General features: G+C 72.8%; 19 protein-coding genes. 11 read left to right on the plus strand and 8 right to left on the minus strand.

The annotated features are described in order from the left end of the window. Positions 1-17: 17 nt before the first annotated feature. Positions 18-1355 carry a ferric reductase-like transmembrane domain-containing protein gene (locus tag ACGFW6_RS16985; RefSeq protein WP_393509621.1) on the minus strand — a complete coding sequence of 446 codons (1338 nt, stop codon included), beginning with the start codon at positions 1353-1355 and terminating at the stop codon, positions 18-20. A gap of 152 nt (positions 1356-1507) precedes the next feature. Between ACGFW6_RS16985 and ACGFW6_RS16990 the strand changes: the two genes are divergently transcribed. Genes ACGFW6_RS16990 through ACGFW6_RS17000 form a run of 3 tightly spaced genes read left to right on the plus strand, consistent with a single transcriptional unit; the run spans position 1508 to position 4715 of the window. Beyond that, on the plus strand, positions 1508-2200 hold the full coding sequence (locus tag ACGFW6_RS16990) for a response regulator transcription factor (RefSeq protein WP_393509624.1): 693 nt from the start codon (positions 1508-1510) through the stop codon (positions 2198-2200). Then, positions 2197-3651 carry a sensor histidine kinase gene (locus ACGFW6_RS16995; protein ID WP_393509627.1) on the plus strand — a complete coding sequence of 485 codons (1455 nt, stop codon included), beginning with the start codon at positions 2197-2199 and terminating at the stop codon, positions 3649-3651. The genes ACGFW6_RS16990 and ACGFW6_RS16995 overlap by 4 nt, the downstream gene beginning before the upstream one ends. A gap of 53 nt (positions 3652-3704) precedes the next feature. Continuing rightward, complete coding sequence (locus ACGFW6_RS17000; RefSeq protein ID WP_393509630.1) at positions 3705-4715, plus strand: NAD-dependent epimerase/dehydratase family protein; 1011 nt, start codon at positions 3705-3707, stop codon at positions 4713-4715. A 30-nt stretch (positions 4716-4745) separates the two neighbouring features. On the opposite strand, the gene ACGFW6_RS17005 is transcribed toward ACGFW6_RS17000, so the two are convergent. Continuing rightward, positions 4746-5858, minus strand: a complete 1113-nt coding sequence (locus tag ACGFW6_RS17005) for a sensor histidine kinase (protein ID WP_393509633.1) — start codon at positions 5856-5858, stop codon at positions 4746-4748. A gap of 2 nt (positions 5859-5860) precedes the next feature. After that, a complete protein-coding gene (locus tag ACGFW6_RS17010) occupies positions 5861-6670 on the minus strand; it encodes a response regulator transcription factor (RefSeq protein WP_393509636.1) in 810 nt (269 codons plus the stop codon). Positions 6671-6773: 103 nt separating this feature from the next. On the opposite strand from ACGFW6_RS17010, the gene ACGFW6_RS17015 reads away from it, so the two are divergent. The 4 genes from ACGFW6_RS17015 to ACGFW6_RS17030 all read left to right on the plus strand — a co-directional run bounded on the left by ACGFW6_RS17015 (position 6774) and on the right by ACGFW6_RS17030 (position 10294). Continuing rightward, positions 6774-7580 (plus strand): glycosyltransferase family 2 protein, encoded by an 807-nt coding sequence (locus ACGFW6_RS17015; RefSeq protein WP_393509639.1) that lies wholly within the window; start codon positions 6774-6776, stop codon positions 7578-7580. Further along, entirely contained in the window at positions 7577-8188 is a 612-nt protein-coding gene (locus ACGFW6_RS17020; RefSeq protein WP_393509642.1) for a DUF2064 domain-containing protein, read from the plus strand. Before ACGFW6_RS17015 ends, ACGFW6_RS17020 begins: the two co-directional genes overlap by 4 nt. Further along, on the plus strand, positions 8185-9030 hold the full coding sequence (locus tag ACGFW6_RS17025) for a class I SAM-dependent methyltransferase (protein WP_393509645.1): 846 nt from the start codon (positions 8185-8187) through the stop codon (positions 9028-9030). Before ACGFW6_RS17020 ends, ACGFW6_RS17025 begins: the two co-directional genes overlap by 4 nt. Positions 9031-9490: 460 nt before the next feature. Further along, positions 9491-10294, plus strand: coding sequence for a zeta toxin family protein (locus tag ACGFW6_RS17030; RefSeq protein WP_393509648.1), 804 nt, complete (start codon positions 9491-9493; stop codon positions 10292-10294). Here the strand turns inward: ACGFW6_RS17030 and ACGFW6_RS17035 are convergent. Next, positions 10234-10650: a hypothetical protein gene (locus ACGFW6_RS17035; protein ID WP_393509651.1), complete on the minus strand. Its 417-nt coding sequence runs from the start codon at positions 10648-10650 to the stop codon at positions 10234-10236. The genes ACGFW6_RS17030 and ACGFW6_RS17035 overlap by 61 nt on opposite strands. Positions 10651-10868: 218 nt before the next feature. Here ACGFW6_RS17035 and ACGFW6_RS17040 point away from each other — a divergent pair, with 218 nt between their 5' ends. The 4 genes from ACGFW6_RS17040 to ACGFW6_RS17055 all read left to right on the plus strand — a co-directional run bounded on the left by ACGFW6_RS17040 (position 10869) and on the right by ACGFW6_RS17055 (position 16201). After that, positions 10869-13544: an ATP/GTP-binding protein gene (locus tag ACGFW6_RS17040; protein ID WP_393509653.1), complete on the plus strand. Its 2676-nt coding sequence runs from the start codon at positions 10869-10871 to the stop codon at positions 13542-13544. 124 nt (positions 13545-13668) lie between these two features. Beyond that, entirely contained in the window at positions 13669-14826 is a 1158-nt protein-coding gene (locus tag ACGFW6_RS17045; RefSeq protein ID WP_393509656.1) for an ABC transporter ATP-binding protein, read from the plus strand. Then, positions 14823-15536: an ABC transporter permease gene (locus ACGFW6_RS17050; RefSeq protein ID WP_393509659.1), complete on the plus strand. Its 714-nt coding sequence runs from the start codon at positions 14823-14825 to the stop codon at positions 15534-15536. Before ACGFW6_RS17045 ends, ACGFW6_RS17050 begins: the two co-directional genes overlap by 4 nt. Continuing rightward, positions 15533-16201, plus strand: a complete 669-nt coding sequence (locus tag ACGFW6_RS17055) for an ABC transporter permease (RefSeq protein ID WP_393509662.1) — start codon at positions 15533-15535, stop codon at positions 16199-16201. Before ACGFW6_RS17050 ends, ACGFW6_RS17055 begins: the two co-directional genes overlap by 4 nt. 54 nt (positions 16202-16255) lie before the next feature. Here the strand turns inward: ACGFW6_RS17055 and ACGFW6_RS17060 are convergent, their stop codons facing one another. The 4 genes from ACGFW6_RS17060 to ACGFW6_RS17075 are packed head-to-tail and all read right to left on the minus strand — an operon-like array spanning position 16256 to position 20232. Continuing rightward, entirely contained in the window at positions 16256-16831 is a 576-nt protein-coding gene (locus tag ACGFW6_RS17060; RefSeq protein ID WP_393509665.1) for an ATP/GTP-binding protein, read from the minus strand. Next, entirely contained in the window at positions 16818-17240 is a 423-nt protein-coding gene (locus tag ACGFW6_RS17065; protein WP_393509667.1) for a DUF742 domain-containing protein, read from the minus strand. The genes ACGFW6_RS17060 and ACGFW6_RS17065 overlap by 14 nt, the downstream gene beginning before the upstream one ends. 20 nt (positions 17241-17260) lie before the next feature. Then, positions 17261-17737 carry a roadblock/LC7 domain-containing protein gene (locus ACGFW6_RS17070; protein WP_030961655.1) on the minus strand — a complete coding sequence of 159 codons (477 nt, stop codon included), beginning with the start codon at positions 17735-17737 and terminating at the stop codon, positions 17261-17263. After that, positions 17734-20232 (minus strand): ATP-binding protein, encoded by a 2499-nt coding sequence (locus ACGFW6_RS17075; protein WP_393509670.1) that lies wholly within the window; start codon positions 20230-20232, stop codon positions 17734-17736. The genes ACGFW6_RS17070 and ACGFW6_RS17075 overlap by 4 nt, the downstream gene beginning before the upstream one ends. Between the last annotated feature and the right edge of the window lie 267 nt (positions 20233-20499).

The raw sequence follows: 20499 nt of genomic DNA on the forward strand, positions 1-20499 counted from the left end.
ATGTCTTCCCGTCCCTCTCAGCCGGCCAGGCTGAAGCGCTCGAAGTGGACCTGCTCCTTGGGCACGCCCACCTCGCGCAGGCTGCCGATCACCGCCTTCATCATCGGCGGCGGCCCGCACAGGAAGACGTCCCGGTCGGTGATGTCCGGCACCAGCCGGGTCAGTTCGGCCGGGGCCAGCTTGTCGGGCGTGACCGGGCCGGTCACCAGGTGCAGCTCGGCGCCCTTGGCGCGGGCGAGCTCGACCAGTTCGCCGTACAGCACCGCGTCCTGGTCCGAGGCGACCCGGTAGATCACCACCGCGTGGCCGTGCAGTTCCTCCAGCAGCGCCCGGATCGGGGTGACACCGACACCGCCGGCGATGAGCACCGCCTCCGGCCGGGTGCGGTGCAGCGCGGTGAACGCGCCGTAGGGGCCCTCGGCGAAGACGCGCGTGCCGACCTTCAGGTGCCGCAGGGCCGCCGAGCCGTCGCCGGCCGCCTTCGCGGTCAGCCGCAGCCGGTTGCCGTCGGGCGCGGCCGACAGCGAGAACGGGTTGGCCTGCCACCAGCGGTCCTTCGTCAGGAACCGCCACAGGAAGAACTGGCCCGCCCGCGCGGGCAGCCGGTCCAGGTCACGGCCGGAGATGTAGATCGAGACCACGTCGTGGGACTCGGGGACGACGGCCTCGACCCGGAACTGGTGGCGCTGGTTCCGCCACAGGGGCAGGACCAGACGGCCGGTGAACACCGAGGCCAGGGCGACGCCCCACACGCCGTACCAGTACGCCGTGGCGGCGGACGACGACGTGAAGGACGTACCGACCGCGACCTGGTGCGTGAACGCCAGGACCACCGCGACGTAGGTGTAGAGGTGGATGAAGTGCCAGGTCTCGTACGCCAGCCGGCGCCGCGCGAACCGGGCCGACACCACCCCGATCGCGATGATGATCCCCAGCGCGACGACGGCACGCAGCACGCCCTCGACGGTCTCGGCGAGGTCGATCAGCTGGTTCACCGGGTCCAGCGACGACGACTCGGCGTAGCCGAAGGTGATGAACACGGCGTGCGCGAGGAGGGCCCACAGGACGCTGAAGCCGGTCCAGCGGTGCCAGGACGTCAGCCGGTCCATGCCGATCCGGCGGTCCAGCCACGGCAGCCGGGCCACCAGCAGCAGCTGGAAGGCCATGAGCAGCGCGCCGCACAGGCCGGTGAGGCGGCCGATCACGATGAGCGCGTTGGAGGCGAAGCCGGCGGCGAAGAAGAAGTAGAGCACCACGGCCACGTTCGCGGCCAGCACGGCGTACAGACCCGTGCGGGCGACGACCCCGGGGCGTATCGCCGTGGGGGGCGCAGGGGGCGATTGGACGGTCGTCACGTGCGACAGCTCCTTGTTCTCGTCTGTGGACACCGAGCTTGTCCGGCCGGAGCTGTCGAAAAGCTGTCGTACGTCTGTCAGCTGATTATCGATGTGGTCGCGGTCCCCCACCCGCCCCCGGGGACCGGCGCCGGGTGCCGCACTATGAACGGGTGGAGAAAGTACGCCTGCTGGTCGTGGACGACGACCCGCCCATCGCCGACCTCGTCGCGACGGTCGCCCGCTACGAGGGCTGGGAGGCGGTCACCGCGAACTCCGGCGAGGAGGCGCTGCGACTGGCCGCCGAGTTCCACCCCGACATCGTGGTGCTGGACCTCATGCTGCCCGACGTCGACGGATTCGGCGTCCTGGACCGGCTGCGCGCCGCCGGGACGATGGTGCCCGTGGTGTTCCTCACCGCCCGGGACGGGGTCGCCGACCGGGTGGCCGGGCTGACCCGCGGCGGGGACGACTACCTGGTCAAACCGTTCGCGGTGGAGGAGCTGATGGCCCGGCTGCGCACCGTGCTGCGGCGCAGCGCGGGACCCGGTTTCCAGCGTTCCGTCCTTCGGGTGGCCGACCTGACGATGGACGAGGACACCCGCGAGGTCCGCCGCGGCGAGAGGCTGCTCACGCTCACGCCGACCGAGTACGAGGTGCTGCGCTATCTGATGCGCAAGTCGCCCACCGTGCTCACCAAGGCGCAGATCCTCGACCATGTGTGGGAGTACGGCTTCGGCGGCCGCTCGAACGTCGTCGAGCTGGTCGTCAGCAGGCTGCGCCGCAAGCTCGACGAGGACGGCACGGCACCGCTGATCCACACCGTCCGCGGCTTCGGGTACGTGATCCGGCAGGCAGCCGAGTGAGCGGGCGGCTGCGGCGGGCGTATCGCGGGATGCGGCTCGGGACCCGGCTGGCGCTGGGCCTCGGCGTGCTGTCGCTGGTGGTGTTCGCGGTCGTCGGCACGGCCCTGACGACGTACATGCGCGACTACCTGTCGGCACAGCTCGACACCCAGCTCGCCCAGGGCCAGGTCGCCCAGTCCAAGTCCATCGCGGACTACGGCACGCTCTCCGGCAAGAAGTACTACAGCTGGTACTACGCCGTGTACGACGTCTCCGACGGCGAGCCGGTGCTGCGCAGGCCCGAGGACCCCGCCGACGTCCCGGCGGACGTCGACGACTTCACCTCCCTGGCCCGCGCGCAGACCGCCGCGAGCACCGAGATCCTGCGCACCGAGCACCTGCGGGGCAAGGGCGAGTACCGGCTGCGCGCCTGCGAGGTCGAGCCCGGTGTGGTGCTGGTCAGCGCGGCGCCCATGGAGGACATCGAGGACACCGTCGGCCAGCTGATCACCATCCAGGCCGTCACCTTCGGGCTCGCGCTGCTGGCCCTCGTGGTGCTCGGGCGCGGGATGCTGCGGCGCGGCCTGCAGCCGCTGAGCGACATGGCGCACACCGCCCGCGGCATCACCTCCCACGACCTGACCGACTCGGGGCGGCTGTCCGTACGGCACGACGGGCGCGGCGGCGGACCCGAGGTGGAGGAGCTGCGCACCGCGTTCAACACGATGCTGGAGCACATCGACGACTCGCTCGCGGTGCGCGCGGAGGCCGAACAGCGCCTGCGCCGCTTCGTCGCGGACGCCTCGCACGAACTGCGCACCCCGCTGATGTCGGTGCGCGGCTACGCCGACCTCTTCCAGTACGCGGCCGCCAACGCCCCCGAGGAGCGGGACCGGCACCTCGCGCGGCTGCGCGCGGAGGCCGCCCGGATGGGCTTCCTCCTCGACGACCTGCTGCTGCTCGCCCGCCTCGACGCCGCGGAGGTCGAGACGCCGCTGCGGCCGCAGGAGGCCGACCTGGTGGACCTGGTCGAGGAGGCGGCGGACGCCTTCCGCGTCAGCCACGCCGACCACCCGCTGACCGTGGCGCCGGGCCCCGGCAGCCTCGCGCTGCGCCTGGACCCCCAGCGCATCCGCCAAGTCCTGGACAACCTGCTCACCAACGCGGCGGTGCACACCCCGGCCGGCACCGAGGTGTCCGTGGCGGTGTCGCTGACCGGGGGCGCCGCGCGGGTCCGGATCGCCGACGCCGGCCCGGGCATACCGGCCGCCGACCGGCAGCGGGTCTTCGACCGCTTCTACCGCGTCGACAAGGCCCGCAGCCGCGACCGCGGCGGCAGCGGACTGGGACTCGCGGTCGCCCAGTCGCTGATACGGGCCCACGGCGGCCGCATCGACCTGACGAGCGAGCCCGGGGCGACGGTGTTCACGGTGACCGTCCCGCTGACCGTCGGAGCCCTTACGAAGTCATGACGTGACGGGCGCGCGTGGGCCGTCTTCGCCGGTCCCCGCCCTAGCGTGACCTTATGCGCGTACTTGTCACCGGCGGTGCCGGGTTCATCGGGTCCCATGTGGTCGAGGCGCTCGCGGCACGCGGGCACGAGCCCGTCGTGTACGACGTCCGCTCCGATCCCGCGTCGGACGTACGGGACACCGACGCCGTCAGGCGTGCCCTGACCGGCGTCGACGCCGTGTGCCACCAGGCCGCGATGGTCGGTCTCGGAGCCGGGTTCGCCGACGCCGTGGAGTACGTCTCCCGCAACGACCTCGGCACGGCCGCACTGCTCACCGCCATGGCCGACAAGGGCGTACGGCGGCTGGTGCTGGCCGGTTCGATGGTCGTGTACGGGGAGGGGCGCTACGCCTGCGCGCGGCACGGCGTCGTACGGCCCGGTCCGCGCGCCGTCGCCGATCTGGACGCGGGACGTTTCGAGCCGCCGTGCCCGGTGTGCGGCGCCGACCTCGCGCCCGGACTGGTCGGCGAGGACGCCCCGGCCGACCCGCGCAACGTGTACGCGACCACGAAGCTCGCCCAGGAACACCTGGCGGCGGCGTGGGCGCGGGCGACGGGCGGCACGGCCGTGTCGCTGCGCTACCACAACGTCTACGGCCCCCGTATGCCCCGCGACACGCCCTACGCGGGTGTGGCCTCCTTCTTCCGCTCGGCCCTCGCGCGCGACGAGGCACCGCGGGTCTTCGAGGACGGCCGCCAGCGGCGGGACTTCGTCCACGTACGGGATGTCGCCGCCGCCAACGTGGCCGCGCTGGAGGCGAGTTCGGCGGCCGTGGCGCAGGGCGCGCTCACCGCGTACAACACCGGCAGCGGCGACCCGCACACCGTCGGCGAGATGGCCCACGCGCTCGCGGCGGCGTACGGCGGGCCCGACCCGGTCGTGACGGGGGAGTACCGGCTCGGCGACGTACGGCACATCACGGCCGACTCGGCGCGACTGCGGGCCGAGCTGGGGTGGAAGGCGGAGGTGGGCTTCGAGGCGGGCATGCGGGAGTTCGCCGGAGCGGGGATGCGCACGGCGTAGCCCGCCCGTGAACGGTGGTGCCGTCCGCGGTCAGGAAGCGGCGGTGGGCAGCACCACCTCGAAACGGCAGCCGCCGGGGACGTTCCGTACGGTGGTCCGCCCCTGGTGGGCCTCCACGATGCCCCGCACGATGGCGAGGCCGAGGCCGGCGCCCGCCGGCGGAGTCCGGGCGTGCGTACCGCGCCAGCCCGTGTCGAAGACGCGCGGCAGGTCCTCCTCGGGGATACCGCCGCAGCCGTCGGTCACGGACAGCACCACACCGTCGGGGGAGCGTTCGGCGGCGACGGCGACCGTGCCGTCGGCCGGGGTGCGCCGGATGGCGTTGACCAGCAGATTGCCCAGGACCCGGCTCATCTCCTTGCCGTCCACCTCCACCGGGACGCCCTCGACGCGTTCGCCGACCAGCCGGACACCGTGCTCGCGGGCCAGCGCGTCCGCCCCCGAGAGGGCGTCGCCGACCAGGTCGTACAGGGACATCCGGGCGAGCGAGAGGGTCAGGGTCCCGGCGTGTATGCGGGAGAGCTCGAACAGGTCACCGACCATGCCGTTGAGGCGCTCGACCTCCATGCGGATCTGCTTGAGGTACCGGTCGGGGTCGGCGGCGACGCCGTCCTCCAGCGCCTCCGCCATCGCGCGCATGCCGGCGAGCGGGGTGCGCAGATCGTGGGAGATCCAGGCGACGAGCTCACGACGGGAGGTCTCCAGCGCGCGTTCCCGCTCGCGGGACTCGGCGAGTCTCGCGCTGGTCGCCTCCAACTCGCGGCTCACCGCAGCGAGTTCGGCGGTGGCGGGCCCGTCGGGGGAGGTGAAGCCGCCGCCGTCGCCGAAGGAGCGGGCGGCCAGGGCGAGGGCGTGACTGCGGGCCGCGACCCAGCGCCCGAGCAGCAGGGCGGTGGCCAGGGAGACCACGGCGGCCATGGCCACGACGGTCGTGACGACGCTCAGGTCGTGTCCGGACAGGAACATCGCCTGGGCCACCGCGAGGGTGCCCGCGAGCATCGCGGTGACGCCGACGCCGGCGACCACGGTCAGATGCGCGATCAGCGAGCGGCGCCGGATCAGCAGCAGCACACACGCGCCGAGGACGCCGGCCGCGGCGGCGCCGAGGAAGGCGAAGAGGGCGATGAGGAGGGTGTCGCGCACGGTCAGCTCTCCCGGGTGTCGGAGCCGGGGGCGGCCGGGGAGCCGGTGGTGCCGGGTGCGTCGACGAAGCCGTCGGCGTCGCCGCCGCCCGCGTCGAAGCGGTAGCCCACGCCCCACACGGTCTGGATCAGCCGCGGCCTGGCCGGGTCGTCCTCGACCTTGCCGCGCAGCCGCCGGACATGGACCGTGACGGTCGACAGGTCGCCGAAGTCCCAGCCCCACACCTCCCGCATCAGGTCCTCCCGGCCGTAGACCCGGCCGGGGTGTCGCAGGAAGAACGCGAGGAGGTCGAACTCGCGTGTGGTCAGGGCGAGTTCGGAGCCGTCCTTGGTGGCGCGGCGGGCCGCCGGGTCGACCGAGAGCCCGGCCGCGCGCAGGGCGCCCGACGGCTGGGCCGGGCCCGTGCGGCGCAGCACCGACTGGACGCGCAGGACGAGTTCGCGGGGGCTGAAGGGCTTGGTGACGTAGTCGTCGGCGCCGACCTCCAGGCCGAGGATGCGGTCGTCCTCGTCGCCGCGCGCGGTGAGCATGATGACCGGCACGGGGCCGCGGCCACGGATCAGGCGGCACACCTCCAGACCGTCCATGCCGGGCAGCATCAGGTCCAGGACGACGAGGTCCGGCCAGTGCGCGGCGGCCCGGGCGAGGGCGTCGGGCCCGTCGCCGGCGCGGTCCACGACGTAACCGGCGCGGTCGAGGTACCCGGTGACGATCTCGGCGACGGTGGGATCGTCGTCGACGACCAGGACGCGGGCCCCCGCCCTGGCCCCTTCCCCTGCCCCGGCCTGCGAGTACGGCTGTTGCTGCTCCATGCCGCCAGCCTCGCACCTCACGCGCGCGAGTGCGGCCGCCGGAGCCCGACGTCCTTGTTTCGTAAGGACCCGTAGCCCGAAATGCCCGTTTCGCGCTCGTAGGGTGAGAGCCGTGACGATCCCATCCGCAGGAATCAACCCGCCCGGCGCGCCGTCCGTCGACGTCGTGCTTCCCTGTCTCGACGAGGCCGGGGCGCTGCCCTGGGTCCTGGAGCGCGTCCCGCCAGGATGGCGGGCGCTGGTCGTGGACAACGGTTCCACGGACGGCTCGGCCGACGTCGCCCGGGCGCTCGGGGCGACCGTCGTCCACGAGGACCGGCGCGGGTTCGGCGCCGCCTGCCACGCGGGGCTGACCGCGGCCACGGCCGACATCGTCTGCTTCTGCGACTGCGACGCCACGCTCGACCCGGGCGACCTGGTGCCCTTCGTCCGGCGGATCGCGGCGGGCGAGTCCGACCTGGTCCTGGGCCGCCGCCGGCCCCGTGCCCGGGGTGCCTGGCCGCTGCGGGCCCGGGCCGGCAACCTCGCCGTCACCCGCCTCCTGCACCGCCGCACCGGCCTGCGCCTGCGCGACCTGGGACCGCTGCGCGCCGCTCGCCGCGAGCCCCTGCTCGCCCTCGGCCTGACGGACCGCCGCAGCGGCTACCCGCTCCAGATGGTCGTCCGCGCCGCCGACGCGGGCTGGCGCGTCGCCGAGTACGACGTGCCGTACCACCCGCGAACGGGCGCGTCGAAGGTGACCGGCACCTGGCGGGGGACGTGGCAGGCGGTGCGGGACATGAGCCGGGTACTGGCGGACGGCGGGAGTGACGGCGGTGCCGGGGAGGCGCCGGCCCGCCCGGCGCGCGAGCCCGCATCCGCCGACGCTCCGGGTCACGGCACCGCCGCACCGAAGGGAAGGCGCCCGTGACCACGCTCCTCGTCATCGCCAAGGAGCCCCGGCCGGGCCGGGTGAAGACCAGGCTGACGCCGCCGTTCACGCCCGAGGAGGCCGCCGCGCTCGCCGAGGCGTCCCTCGCGGACACGCTGCACGCCGTGGCGCACACGCCCGCGCGGCGCCGGGTGCTCGTGCTGGACGGGACGCCCGGCCGCTGGCTGCCGGACGGCTTCGAGGTCGTACCGCAGTGCGCGGGCGGCCTGGACGAACGGCTGGCCGCCGCCTTCGCGGGCTGCGACGGCCCGGCCCTGCTCATCGGCATGGACACCCCGCAGGTGACACCCGAGCTGCTGACGGTGGACTGGTCCGGCTGCGACGCGTACTTCGGCCCCGCCGACGACGGCGGCTTCTGGGCGCTGGGCCTGGCCGATCCCGACCCCTCCCGGCTGCGTGGCGTCCCCATGTCGACGCCGCACACGGGCGCCGCGCAGCGGGCCCGCCTCGGGGACCTGCGGGTGCGGGACCTGCCGCGGCTGCGGGACGTCGACACGGCGTACGACGCCGACCTGGTCGCCAGGAGCGCTCCGGGCGGGCGGTTCGCCACCGCGCTCGCCCGGCTCGCCCCGGCCGCGGGCCGATGACGGGCCTGCGCCGGCTGACGGCGGCATGGACGGCCCGTCAGGCGACCTCGGCCACGATCCCCCGCCCGACCACCCTCACCGACAGCGGCCCACGACGGCTCCGGGCCGAGGCCCGGACGGCCACGACCGAGAGGATCGGGACCGACACCACCGCGCCGGACGTTCACCCGCACTCCGACGGCGCCTGGTCCGCCGACCCCTACGCGCGCGCCCTCCACAGCGGCCGCGGTCCCCTCTACCTGCGCCGCACCGACGGCTGGCTGCTGCCGTTGGACGTGGAACGCTGGTGCGCGGAAGCCGACGCGGCGGACCTGGAGGTGCTGCGGCGCTGCGAGGGCGCGGTGCTGGACGTCGGATGCGGCCCCGGAAGACTGGTCGCGGCGCTGAGCCGGCAGGGCCGGCGGGTGCTCGGCATCGACGTCAGCGAGGCCGCCGTGGCACGCACCCTGCGGCTCGGCGCGCCGGCACTGCACCGCTCCGTCTTCGAACCCCTGCCCGGCGAGGGCCGCTGGGGCACGGCCCTGCTCATCGACGGCAACATCGGCATCGGCGGCGACCCGGCGGCCCTGCTCGACCGGACCGGCCGGCTCCTCGCCCCCGGCGGCCTGGTGATCGCCGAGACCGTGCCCGACCAGGACCTCGACGAACGTGTCCAGGTCCATGTCACCGACGCCCGCGGCGCCACCGGCACCGCCTTCCCCTGGGCCCGGCTCGGCACGCCCGCCCTGCTGCGGTACGCGGAGAGGGCCGGCTGGCGCGCCGTCGCAAGCTGGACCGCGCGCGGCCGCTCCTTCGTCGCTCTGCGCAACGGCCGGAGGGCATCGGCGGCGGAGGGCCGGTAGCGGCCACAAGAGCCCCTCGGACAAGCGGAGTTGGCCGCCACGCGGCCGGGCACCCCCCTTGCTCTGAAACGTGCCCGATTCAGTGTTGGCGCAAATTTGCAGCAACATAATCGCGCTGTCGAGCCGTCAGAAGAGGGCGCTGGTACACCCCCTGTACGCATGGTGGACGGTCTTTCACGCCCATGTGCGAGAGCGATACCGCTCGGAATGCTCGTAGGGCCGTTGCGGTAGGGACGGGGTGGGAGCGAAGATGATTCCTGATGCTGCCGAGGTTGTGGCGATCCGTGGGAATCATGCCCCGCGGATTTCCGGTGCCCCGCCGCCGCTTCCGTGCTGATGAAGCTTCACAGAGCGAGGACCCCCCTTGTACATCGTTCGCCGGGTTGGTTCCTCTCCGCGTGAGCGGAGATGTCCGTGCGGTACCTGTTCGGCTTTTGTCGTCGAACTGTCGCGTGCCGACGTGGAGTCGATTTTCGAGGACCGGATCCGGCCCGACTACGAGCACGCCGTCGTGCCGCAGGCGAACCCCGTCGTCGTGCACGTCATGGCGCAGCCCGGCGCCGGCAAGTCGGAGAACCGGCATCTGGTGCGGGGACGCGACAAGGCGACGCGTATCTGCGGTGACGACTTCAAGGTCGAGCACCCCGCCTATCTGATGCTCCTCGCGGCGAACCCCCGCACCGCGGGGGAGCGGATTCGCCCCGTCTACAAGGAATGGCAGCGGCGCGTGGAGAGCCTGGTGCGCGGCCGGAGCGGGGACCTCGTGGTCGAGATCAGCCCGGGGCCGCCCGAGGAGTTCCTCGACGACGTCAGCGCCTTCCGGGGCGAGGGCTACCGCGTCGAACTCGTGGTCCTGGCCGTGCGCGAGGCGGACAGCTGGCAGGGCATCGGCCTGCGCTACGCCCAGGCGTGCCGGGACAGCAACCCGACCGCCCGGTTCACCTCGGCCACCGGACATCACGCCTGCTTCCGGGCGCTGGCCAGGGTCGTGGAGGCGGTGGAGGGTCAGTCGGCGGTCGACTCCCTGAAGGTGGTGCGCCGGGACGGCACCGTCCTGCACCACAGCGAGCGCGACGCCGTCGGCCTGCTACGGCCCGGCGCGGTCCAGGCGCTGCGCAGGGAGTGGTGGCGGGGTTATACGACCGCGGAAGCCGCGGCCTTTCGCGCGAACCAGAAGCGGCTGCACCGCGATCTGCCCATGTATCACGAGGAATGGGAGCGCATCGAGGCACTCGCCGGACCGCTGATGCCGTCGGTCAACTGAGAGGCTCCCCGATCCGCCGGACATTCCTCCAGCAGGCGCCGGAACTTCCCGCCGTAAAGCAGCGCCATGCGCGTGACGTCCGAAGGGTCGGCATCGGCGAGGTATTTCCGGTCGTCCACACATCTGCGGCGTTCGGCGATCAGCCCGTCCAGGCGCTCCCGATCCGGGGACGGTGAACGTTCCTCGAGATAAATGGCCCTGTTGTACCAGGCGATGACCAGGCGTAAGCATTCCAGTGCCGCGGCATACCCGGACGCCTCGTCACGGGGGATTTCCGGCTCGGGCACGGCGGGCACCTCGACGGCTTCAGCAGCCTGGCATTTGTCGGGCGCAAGAATTCCCAGGGCCCTGGTCAACCACACCTATTTCTCTCCGTGTCCTATGGGGCGAGAGCGGACCGAGGAGAGGCGTGTGTCCTTCCCCCGTTCCGTGGCCCACAGCTTAGGACTCCTGACTCGTCAGTGACACTCGTACGTCGTGACGAACACGCAGAGTTCTAGTGGAATGGCTGATTCCGCCGTGGGTCCTTCGGTTGCCCGCACATAAAATCCGGGTATACCCGGGGGGAGTGTCGGTGGGCGGACGGGATCTTCGTGCGCTGTTCGGTTCGAATGATCGGGGAATCCAGGTCGAGGAGCACTTCACCAACCGTCAGGAGCAGTGGGAGGCCGTCACCGACGCCCTCGCCGAGCATGTGCGGACAGTGGCCGCACCCGGCTTCGACGTCGAGGACCTGGAGGCGCCGCGTGACAACGTTCTCGTGTTCCACGGCGTCGGCGGCATAGGCAAGTCGACCCTGTCCCGGAAGGTGGAGGCCGCCCTCGCCCACGGCGAGCACCGGCCCACCCAGTGGGGCGAACCCGTCCGGGTGACCGGGCGCGTCCTGCCCGTGCGGATCGACCTCGCCCGTTCGGCGGGCACCGACTTCGAGCGCGTGGTCCTCACCGTCAGGCTCGCCCTCGCCGAGCTCGGACGCCCCCTGCCCGCCTTCGACCTGGCGCTGCGCCGCTACTGGGACCACGTCCACCCCGGCGAGTCGCTGGAGGAGTTCCTGCGCCGCGGCGGGCTCGGCCGGCGGTTCGGGAAGGCCGTGCCGCAGCAGATGCAGTCGGCGCTCGCCGACCTCGCGCAGGCGGTGCTGCTGCCGGGCACGGTCGGCGCGGTCGTCGGCCAGGTCACCAGCGGCGTCGTCCGCGCACTGCGCGACCACCGCGCCTCCGTACGGGCGCTGGCGGGCTGCTCCCGGCTGGCCGACCTCCTGGAGGCCGAGCCCGACCTGGACGCCCTCTCCTACTACACGCACCTGCTCGCCTGGGAACTCGCGCGGCTGCCCGCCGCCCGGGCCGTCCTGCCGGTGATCCTGCTGGACACGTTCGAGGACGTCGGCGACCGCGTCCACCGCGATCTGGAACGACTCCTCCAGCGCGTCGTATGGCTCATGCCCAACGCGTTCTTCGTCGTCACCGGGCGCAGTCGGCTGCAGTGGGCCGAGGACGCCCTGCACGGCCAGCTCGACTGGACGGGCCCCGCGGCCTGGCCCGGACTCGCCCTGCCCAGCGGGCCGGCCGCCGACGCCGGCTCGGCGGGACCGGCCCCGCGCCGGCAGATCCTCATCGGCGACTTCTCCGCCGAGGACTGCGACGACTACCTGGCCCGCCGGCTGACGCGCGACGGCACCCCCGTCATCGCACCCGACGTCCGCGCGGTCGTCACCGCACGCTCGCACGGACTGCCGCTCCACCTCGACCTCGCCGTCCAGCGGTTCCTGGCGATCCGGCGCACCGGGCGCGAGCCCCGTCCGGCGGACTTCGACGTCGACTTCCCGGCCCTGATCAGCCGCACCCTCAGCGACCTCACGCCCGACGAGCGCCATGTGCTGCGTTCGGTGTCCCTGCTGGACAACTTCGATGTACCGCTGGCCGCCAGGGCCGCCGGGCTGACGTACGAAGCGGCGGCACTGCGTCTCGTGGAGCGCCCGTTCGTCCGGACCGACCCGCACGCCGTGTGGCCGTACCACCTGCACGCGGTGATCCGCTCCACCATCCGCACCGCCGATGACCGCGCGGACGACCGCTGGTCCGACGGGGACTGGGCGCGCGCGGCGGCCCGCGCCTTCGACGCGATCGGCGAGCGCCGGGCGGCCGCCGCCGACGGGAACCGCGACCTGCTGGTCACCTGCCTGCGCCAAGGACTGCGCCTGGCCCGCGACTTCGGCCTCGGCCTGGGCTGGCTCGCCGACGCCGCATGGAGCTATGTCGCAGACTCGGTGTGGGAGCCGCTCGCCCCGCCCGGTCCCGCGCGGGGAACCGCGCCGCGCACGGCGGCCGACGCCCTCGTGGAGACCCTCGGCGCGCTCGGGCGCCGCCAGCACGAGCACCGCGAGCGCACGGTCGCCCGGCTCACCGCGGTCGTCGAGTCGGGGCTGCTGCCCGCCGAGCTGCGGGACATGGCCGTCTACTACCGGGCCAAGGCCGAGCGGGACCTCGGCCGCTCGGACGACTCACGGCACGGCATGCGCCTGGTCGCCGACGGCGGCGGACGGCTGGCTCCCGCGGCCCGGCGCGGCCTCGCCCACCTGGCCCGGCTCGCCGGTGACTTCCCCACCGCGCTGCGCACCGCCGGCACCCTCGGCTGGGCCGGCCGCCACCACCGGATCCTCGGCGACGTGTGGTGGGTGCAGGGCGACATGGCGCGCGCCGCGCTGTCCTACGAGGCGGCGCGTGAGGAGGCCGAGCAGCACGCCGTGGCCGGTGAACGGGCCACCGCCCAGGCCCAGCGGGCGTTCACGCTGGCCTTCACCGACCCTTCGGTCGCCGAGGACGAACTCGTCCTCGCCCAGCACCTGCTCACCGGCCTCGACCTGCGGGCGACCCGCCTCACCACCCGGATCGCCGCCCTCGTGCGCGAGGCGGGCGCGGTGGCCGCCGGCATCGAGGACCGGGCGCGTGTCCTGCGCGCCGAGGCCGAGGTCTCCGGGATCACCGCGGCGCGGCTGACCCTCGAACTCGCCCTGGGCTTCCACCACGCCGTCCTGGACGACCGGGACCGGCTCGCCGCCTCCCTCGGGCGGCTGCGCGACCTCGTCGGCGGCGACTACGCGTACTACCCGGACCTGGTGTGCTTCATGGCCGGCCGCCCCCTGCCCGACGGGCCGCCGTCGCGGGCCCGCTGGATCGACGGGGAGGAGACCACCCGCGCCCGCTGGCGCGCGCTGGTCACCGTCCGGCGCGCCCACCTGCGCGGGATCTGACGGGGCCGCTGCAGCCGTTCGAATTTCTGCAACACAAGCGGTCTAGACTCGACCAGCGACGGCCTGCGCGAATGGCCGGAACGGAACGGTCAGTTTCCGCCAATCCCGAAGGATATTCGGCGTTTTGATACGGATAGATTCAGTCACCAAGCGATACCCGGACGGCACGGTGGCGGTGGACCGGCTCTCGTTGGAGATACCCGACCGCTCGATCACCGTACTCGTGGGGCCGTCGGGCTGCGGCAAGACGACCACCCTGCGGATGATCAACCGGATGGTCGAGCCCAGCGAGGGCACCATCCTCCTCGACGACGTGGACATCCAGCAGCAGCCGGTCAACACCCTGCGCCGGTCCATGGGATACGTCATCCAGAACGCGGGTCTCTTCCAGCACCGCACGATCCTCGACAACATCGCCACCGTGCCCCGCATGCTGGGCTGGGGCAAGGAGAAGTCCCGGGCCCGGGCGCGGGAGCTGATGGAGCGCGTGGGCCTCGACGGCGCCCTCGCCAAGCGGTACCCGTACCAGCTCTCCGGCGGCCAGCAGCAGCGCGTCGGCGTGGCCCGCGCGCTCGCGGCGGATCCGCCGGTGCTGCTCATGGACGAGCCGTTCTCGGCCGTCGACCCCGTGGTGCGCAAGGGTCTGCAGGACGAACTGCTGCGCATCCAGGAGGAACTCGGCAAGACCATCGTCTTCGTCACCCACGACATCGACGAGGCCGTCAAGCTCGGCACGATGGTCGCCGTGATGCGCACCGGCGGCAAACTCGCCCAGTTCGCCCCGCCCGCCGAACTGCTCTCCCACCCCGCCGACGCGTTCGTCGAGGACTTCCTCGGCGCCGACCGCGGCATCCGGCGGCTGTCTTTCTTCCCGGCCGCCGGACTTGAGCTGCTGACCGAGCCGGTCGTGGCCGTCGACGCCACCGCCGAGCGGATCGCCGCGCACGACTCGACGGGCGCCCCCTATCTCCTGGTCACGGACGCCGACGGCAAGCCGCTCGGCTGGAGCGAGCCGGCGAACCTGACCGCCGGGGCGATCAGGGCGGAGGAACTCCTGCCGTACGGGCGCCCGTTCGTGCCCGGCACGGACTCACTGCGCGCCGCCCTGGACTGCGCCGTGCTCTCGCCCACCGGCTGGGCCGTCGCCGTGGCCGCCGACGGCCGGGTCACCGGCGTCGTCTCCCAGCAGACCATCGCCGAGGCCATCCGCGGCGCCCACGCCGAGGGACGCGAGAACGACGGGTCCCCCGAGGACCGTACGGACGCGAAGGTCGCCGGATGAACTGGGACCGCTTCTTCGACATCCCGAGCGACCTCCAGCACACCTGGCTCGGACTGGTCGGGCTGCATCTGCGCGAGGCCCTGCTGCCGGTGCTGGCCGGACTGGTGATCTCGCTGCCGCTGGCCCAGCTGTGCGTCCGGTTCCGCTGGCTGTACCCGCCGGTGCTGTGGGTGACGACCGTGCTGTACGCCATCCCGTCGCTGGCCTTCTTCGTCCTCCTCATCGACTACACCGGCCAGACCGAGCTCACGGTGATGATCCCGCTCACCGTCTACAGCCTCGTCGTACTGGTCCCGGCGATCGTCGACGGCGTCCGCTCGGTCCCGCAGGAGACCCTCGCCGCCGCCACGGCCATGGGCTTCGGCCCCGTACGCCGTTACGTCCAGGTCCAGTTGCCGATCGCGGTGCCGGCGATCATCGCCGGGCTGCGCGTGGCGACGGTGTCCAGCATCAGCCTCGTCAGCGTCGGCGCCCTCATCGGCAACCAGGGCGCGCTCGGCAACATGATCAACGACGCGAACATCTACAACCGGCCCGAACTGGCGCTGAACGCCGTGCTCAGCATGGCCGTCCTGGCGGTCCTCGCCGACGCCGTGCTGGTACTCGTCCGCACGCTGCTCACACCGTGGATGCCGCGCAGCTCGTCCCGGACACCGAAGGCCGACCGGCCCGAACCGGCCGCCGCAGCCCTGGAGGACGCAGCCCGGTGAACCTGTTCCACTTCATCAGTGACTTCTTCAGCGACAACGCCCACTGGCAGGGCTACGACGGCATCCCCACCCGCGTGGGCGAGCACATCCAGTACACCCTTCAGGCGCTCGGCATCGCCGCCCTGATCGCGCTGCCGGTCGGCCTGGTCACCGGGCACTACGGACGCGGCGGGAACGCCCTCGCCTTCATCGCGGTCGCCGGGCGGGCCCTGCCCACCTTCGGCCTGCTGGTGCTGATGACCCTGCTGGTGGGCTTCGGCATGGTCAACGTGATGACACCGCTGGTCATCCTCGCCGTCCCGCCGATCCTCGTCACCACCTACGAGGCGATGCGCTCCGTCGACCCGTCGCCGGTGGACGCCGCCCGGGGGATGGGCATGGGCGAGTTGGGGGTCCTCTTCCAGGTCGAGGTCCCGGCCGCGCTCCCCCTGATCCTCAGCGGCCTGCGCTCCGCGGCCATCCAGATCGTCTCGACGGCCACGATCGCCGCGTACGTCGCCCTGGGCGGGCTCGGACGCTACATCGTCGACGGCCTCTACCAGCGCAACTACGAGAAGGTCGTGGGCGGCGCCACCCTGGTGGCGGGGCTGGCCCTGGTGACCCTGGCGGTCTTCTGGGCGGCGGGCCGCTTCGCGGTGTCGCCGGGGGTACGCAAGCGGGCGTGAGGGTTCCTCGCGGAGCGGAGGGCGGTTCCCCGCGCCCCTTTCGGGGCACCGCCGTCAGGCCGCCGTGCGGGCCAGCGCCAACTCCAGTACCACCAGCAGAGCGTCCCGTACCGAGCCGCGCTCCCGGGCGTCGAAGACGACGACCGGGACGCCCTCGGTGACGTCGAGGGCCCAGCGGATCTCCTCCAGGCTGTGCTCGACCTTGCCGTCGAAGGCGTTGGCGGCCACCGCGAAGGGGATGCCCCGGTGCTCGAAGTAGTCGACGGCGGCGTAGCAGTCGTCCAGGCGCCGGGTGTCGACGATGACGAGCCCGCCGACCGCGCCCTCGACTATGTCGTCCCACATGAACCCGAACCGCTCCTGGCCGGGCGTGCCGAACAGGTACAGCTTCAGCGTGGGGTCGATGGTGAGGCAGCCGAAGTCCATGGCCACCGTGGTCGTGGTCTTGAGCGGCGTGTGCGTGAGGTCGTCCACCCCCGCCGCGACCTCCGTGATCGCGGCCTCGGTGGTCAGCGGCTCGATCTCGGAGATCGCGCCCACGGCGGTGGTCTTGCCCACGCCGAAGCCGCCCGAGATCACCATCTTGACCGGCAACGGCGGTCGTACGGTCGCCGGTTCAGTCGCTGTCACTCAGTACCCCTCGTGCGTCGGGGATGGCGCGCAGGCCGTCGATGACCCTGCGCAGGACGGATGCGTCGTGGACGACGCCGGAGTCGGGCACGTGCACCGTCAGCTGCCCCGCCGCGCGCAGGTCCTCGGCGAGGACCCGCACCACGTTCAGGTGCAGCCGCAGCCGGGCCGCGATCTCCGCGAGGGACTGCGGCATCCGGCACACCGCGACGATGTCGTGCTTCTCGAAGAAGAGCCGGTCGAGCGCGTCGATCCCGTCGGCGGTGGCCACCACCTGGGTCTCGATGGGCAGCGACGGGCCGTCGCCGTCCGCCACCCGGCCGGCGGTGAGCAGGAACGGCCGCACGGCGGAGGCCTGACCGGCCGGTTCCGGACCGTTGGGTTCCGGTGGTGGGGTGCCGTCCGCCATGGCGTAGTCCGTTCCCCGGGTCAGCGACCCGACGCGGCGCCGACGCTGTTCTTCAGCTCCAGCACGAGCTGCGGGCTGAGAGCGGCACCGGCGCGGTTGGCGAACACGGTCATCTCGTAGGCGATGTTGCCCAGTTTGGCTTCCTTGTCGGCGACCACGCCGAGCACGGCGCCGCTGCCGATCGCGGAGACCAGGACGTGGCCGCCCTCCAGATCGATGATGACCTTGTTCAGGCCGCCGAGGCCGTAGTTGCCGGAGGCTCCGGCGGCCAGGCTGGTGATGCCGGAGACGATCGCGGCGAGCCGCTCGGAGTCGGCCTGCTCACGCAGCTCGGACACGGCGATGAGCAGTCCGTCGGACGAGACGGCGATGGCGTCCACGACACCCGCCGTCTCCTTCGCGAAGCGGTTCAGCAGCCAGGTGAAGTCGGCTGCGGCGGCCTTGAGTTCGGCCGGCGTGGCGCCTTCCGCCGGGGTGCCACCTGTCGACGTGCTCACTGCTGCGCTCCTTCCGGGAGGTCGTTCTGGTTGTGCGGGTGGGACGTTGTGTGGGCGGCGGCCCGGTCCGTGCGGCCGCCGGAGCCGTTGTCGCCGCTGTCGGGGTCGCCGGCCGGGCCGAGACTGTCACGGTGCGCTCGCTCCACGGCCGCCTCGAACTCCTCCAGCGCCGCCCGCACCTCGTCCGCGTCGACGGTCCGCGCGCTCTGCCGCGACACCGTGGGCCGCTCGGCGGTGTCGACGCCGGTCGTGCGCAGGGTCGCACCGCGGACGCGGCGCCGCAGGGGGCGGGCATCGGGGTTCACCGGCGTCCCGTTCGCGGCGGGCTCCGGCGCGGACTCGCGCGGGGACACCCGGCGGGGGAGCGGCCGCGGCCCGTCGGCATCCCCGCCGTCGTCGTCCCGCACGGCGCTCTGCTCGGCGGCGGGCGAGGGCACGGGCCCGGTGGCCGTCGCGGAAGGGGCGGCAGGGGCGGCGGCGTCGGCCGCCTCCGACTGCTTGGCGGCGGCCACCGCCGTCAGCGCCGCCGTGGCCGTCACCCCCGTCGTAGACCCCGTCACCAGCAGCGAGGACGGCACCGTCACCTCGGCCGTCACACCGCCGCCCGGGGTACGCGACAGGACGACCGTGATGTCCCAGCGGCGCGCCAGCGTACCCACCACGAACAGGCCGAGGACCTTCGTCGGTACGACGTCCAGTCGCTCGCGGCGGATCAGGCGCGCGTTCTCCTCGTCGAGCCGCTCGGGGCTCATGCCCAGGCCGTGGTCGGCGACCACGACGACCGCGTCGTCGCCGGAGTCCGACACCGCCACCTCGACCGGGCTGCCCTCCGGTGAGAACGACACCGCGTTCTCCAGGAGTTCGGCCATCATCAGCGTGAGGTCGCCGATGACCTCCGGCTCCACCTTCACCTCGGTCCGCGCCCGCAGCTCCACCCGCCGGTAGCCCTCGATCTGGCCGAGCGAGGCGCGTACGACATTGGTGAGCGAGGTGGGTCCGGCGTCGAGGACGGCCTCGTGGATGCCCGCGAGCAGCATCAGGCTGTCGGCGTTGCGGCGCAGCCGGACCGCGATGTGGTCGATGGAGTACAGGCGTTCCAGCAGCGCCGGGTCGGTCTCGCCGCGTTCCACCGCGTCGATCAGGGCGAGTTGCCGTGTGGTGAGGTTGCTGACCCGGCGGCCCACGTTGCCGAACATCTCGGCGACGTTGCGCCGGCTGAGCACCTGCCGCTCCAGCAGCGCGGCGGCCGTGGTCTGCACCTGGTTGAACGCCTCGGCGAGTTCGCCGATCTCGTCCCGGGCCGTCACCGGCATCTCGCGCAGCCTGGGCGGGCCGTCGTCCTCGGCGTCGTCGTCGGCGACCCGGGCCAGCTCCCGCTCGGCGACGTCGGCGACCTGCCGCGCGGCACCCGTGAGGGCCTGCACGGGGCGGACCACCGACCGGCGCACCAGCATCGCGAGGACCAGCCAGACGGCGAAGCCCAGCACGGCGAAACCGAGCAGCAGCACCGCGCGCCAGGCCGCCGAGTCGGAGGCGCTCTCCGCCTGGTCGGCGAGCTGGTGGATCAGCGAGGTGGTGATCGCCAGCCGCGTCCTCGCCTGGTCGCGGTAGGCGCCGTAGGAGTCCAGCGCCGTCGCGAGCGAGCTGCGGATCTCGGCCTGCGAGTCGGCCTGCACGGAGCCGGGGTCGATCTGCAGGTCGGTGTACTGGCGGCTGATGATGCTCTGTGCCGCGGTGTACTTGATCCCGTCGAGCTGCGCGGCCTGCGCGTCGGTCGCGAACCTGGCGAAACGTTCGGCCTGATGCGTGTACTCCTCGTACGAGCCGATCGCGCCGATGAACTCGATGAGCGCGTTGGAGTCACCGGTCGACGCGGAGAAGACGCCGGTCTCGAAGGCGCTGTGGGAGGCGCCCGCGCGCAGCAGCGAGTCCAGGGTGTTGCCGGTGAAGGTGGTGGCGAGGTCGGGGTTGCGGTCCAGGCCCAGACCGTCGATGAGCCCGTCCGCGGCGTGCGTGTAGGCCGGGTCGATGTTGCTGGCCGGCAGATAGCCCTGCTCGACGGTGTCCCGCAGGCTGCTCAGGCCCAGCACGCTCTTGAGGGCCTGGGCCTCCGTCTCGGGCAGCCGGTCACCGAAGGCGTCGCGCACCCGCTGGACCTGGGCGTCCACCATGGTCTGCGCGGTGCGGTAGGCGGCGCCGGAGGGCTCGTCGCCCTGGGCGGCCTCGTGCCGTACGGACAGCAGGATCGCCTGCTGGTGCTCGGCGGCCAGCCGGTCCACGAGCGTGGCGACCTCGGCGCTCTCGCGCACCAGCCGGGCGGCGTCCGCCGAGTCGCGCGACTGCGCCGTCTGATCGGCGATGAGGTAGGCCAGCAGTACGGCGACCACGGCCAGCGGCACCCGGACGAGGAGGTTCAGCTTGCGTCTGAAGGGCCAGCGGTCGGCGAAACCGCGTACCCGACGCGGGCGGGGTGCGCCCTCCTCGTTCGTGGACACCGAGTTGCCTCCTTCGTGGGCGTCGCACGGCGCGCGAGGTCTCACGAGACCGCTGTTGTTCGAAGTGAACCGGTTTTGTCCGGGGGACAGTACCGCCCTTTGAACGCCGTGACCGGAACTGTACGTCAAGAATCCGTTACAGCCCCCTGCACCCCAACCGTCCCGCCTTCACATCGCGGCACAACTGCCCGTTACCTTCCGTTTTTTGAGGCCAATCGGTGACCTGACCGGTCTTGACTGACCGAGAACCGGCTGGATTGGATCAGT

Origin of the sequence: Streptomyces sp. Y7, from assembly GCF_043195415.1 — a bacterium.
GTDB lineage: Bacteria > Actinomycetota > Actinomycetes > Streptomycetales > Streptomycetaceae > Streptomyces.

Bases quoted from the DNA above. Each gene is read 5' to 3' on its own strand.
- ACGFW6_RS17000 (WP_393509630.1), top strand. From the start codon at position 3,705: ATGCGCGTACTTGTCACCGGCGGTGCCGGGTTCATCGGGTCCCATGTG.
- ACGFW6_RS17050 (WP_393509659.1), top strand. From the start codon at position 14,823: ATGAACTGGGACCGCTTCTTCGACATCCCGAGCGACCTCCAGCACACC.
- ACGFW6_RS17010 (WP_393509636.1), bottom strand. From the start codon at position 6,670: ATGGAGCAGCAACAGCCGTACTCGCAGGCCGGGGCAGGGGAAGGGGCC.
- ACGFW6_RS17025 (WP_393509645.1), top strand. From the start codon at position 8,185: ATGACGGGCCTGCGCCGGCTGACGGCGGCATGGACGGCCCGTCAGGCG.
- ACGFW6_RS17065 (WP_393509667.1), bottom strand. From the start codon at position 17,240: ATGGCGGACGGCACCCCACCACCGGAACCCAACGGTCCGGAACCGGCC.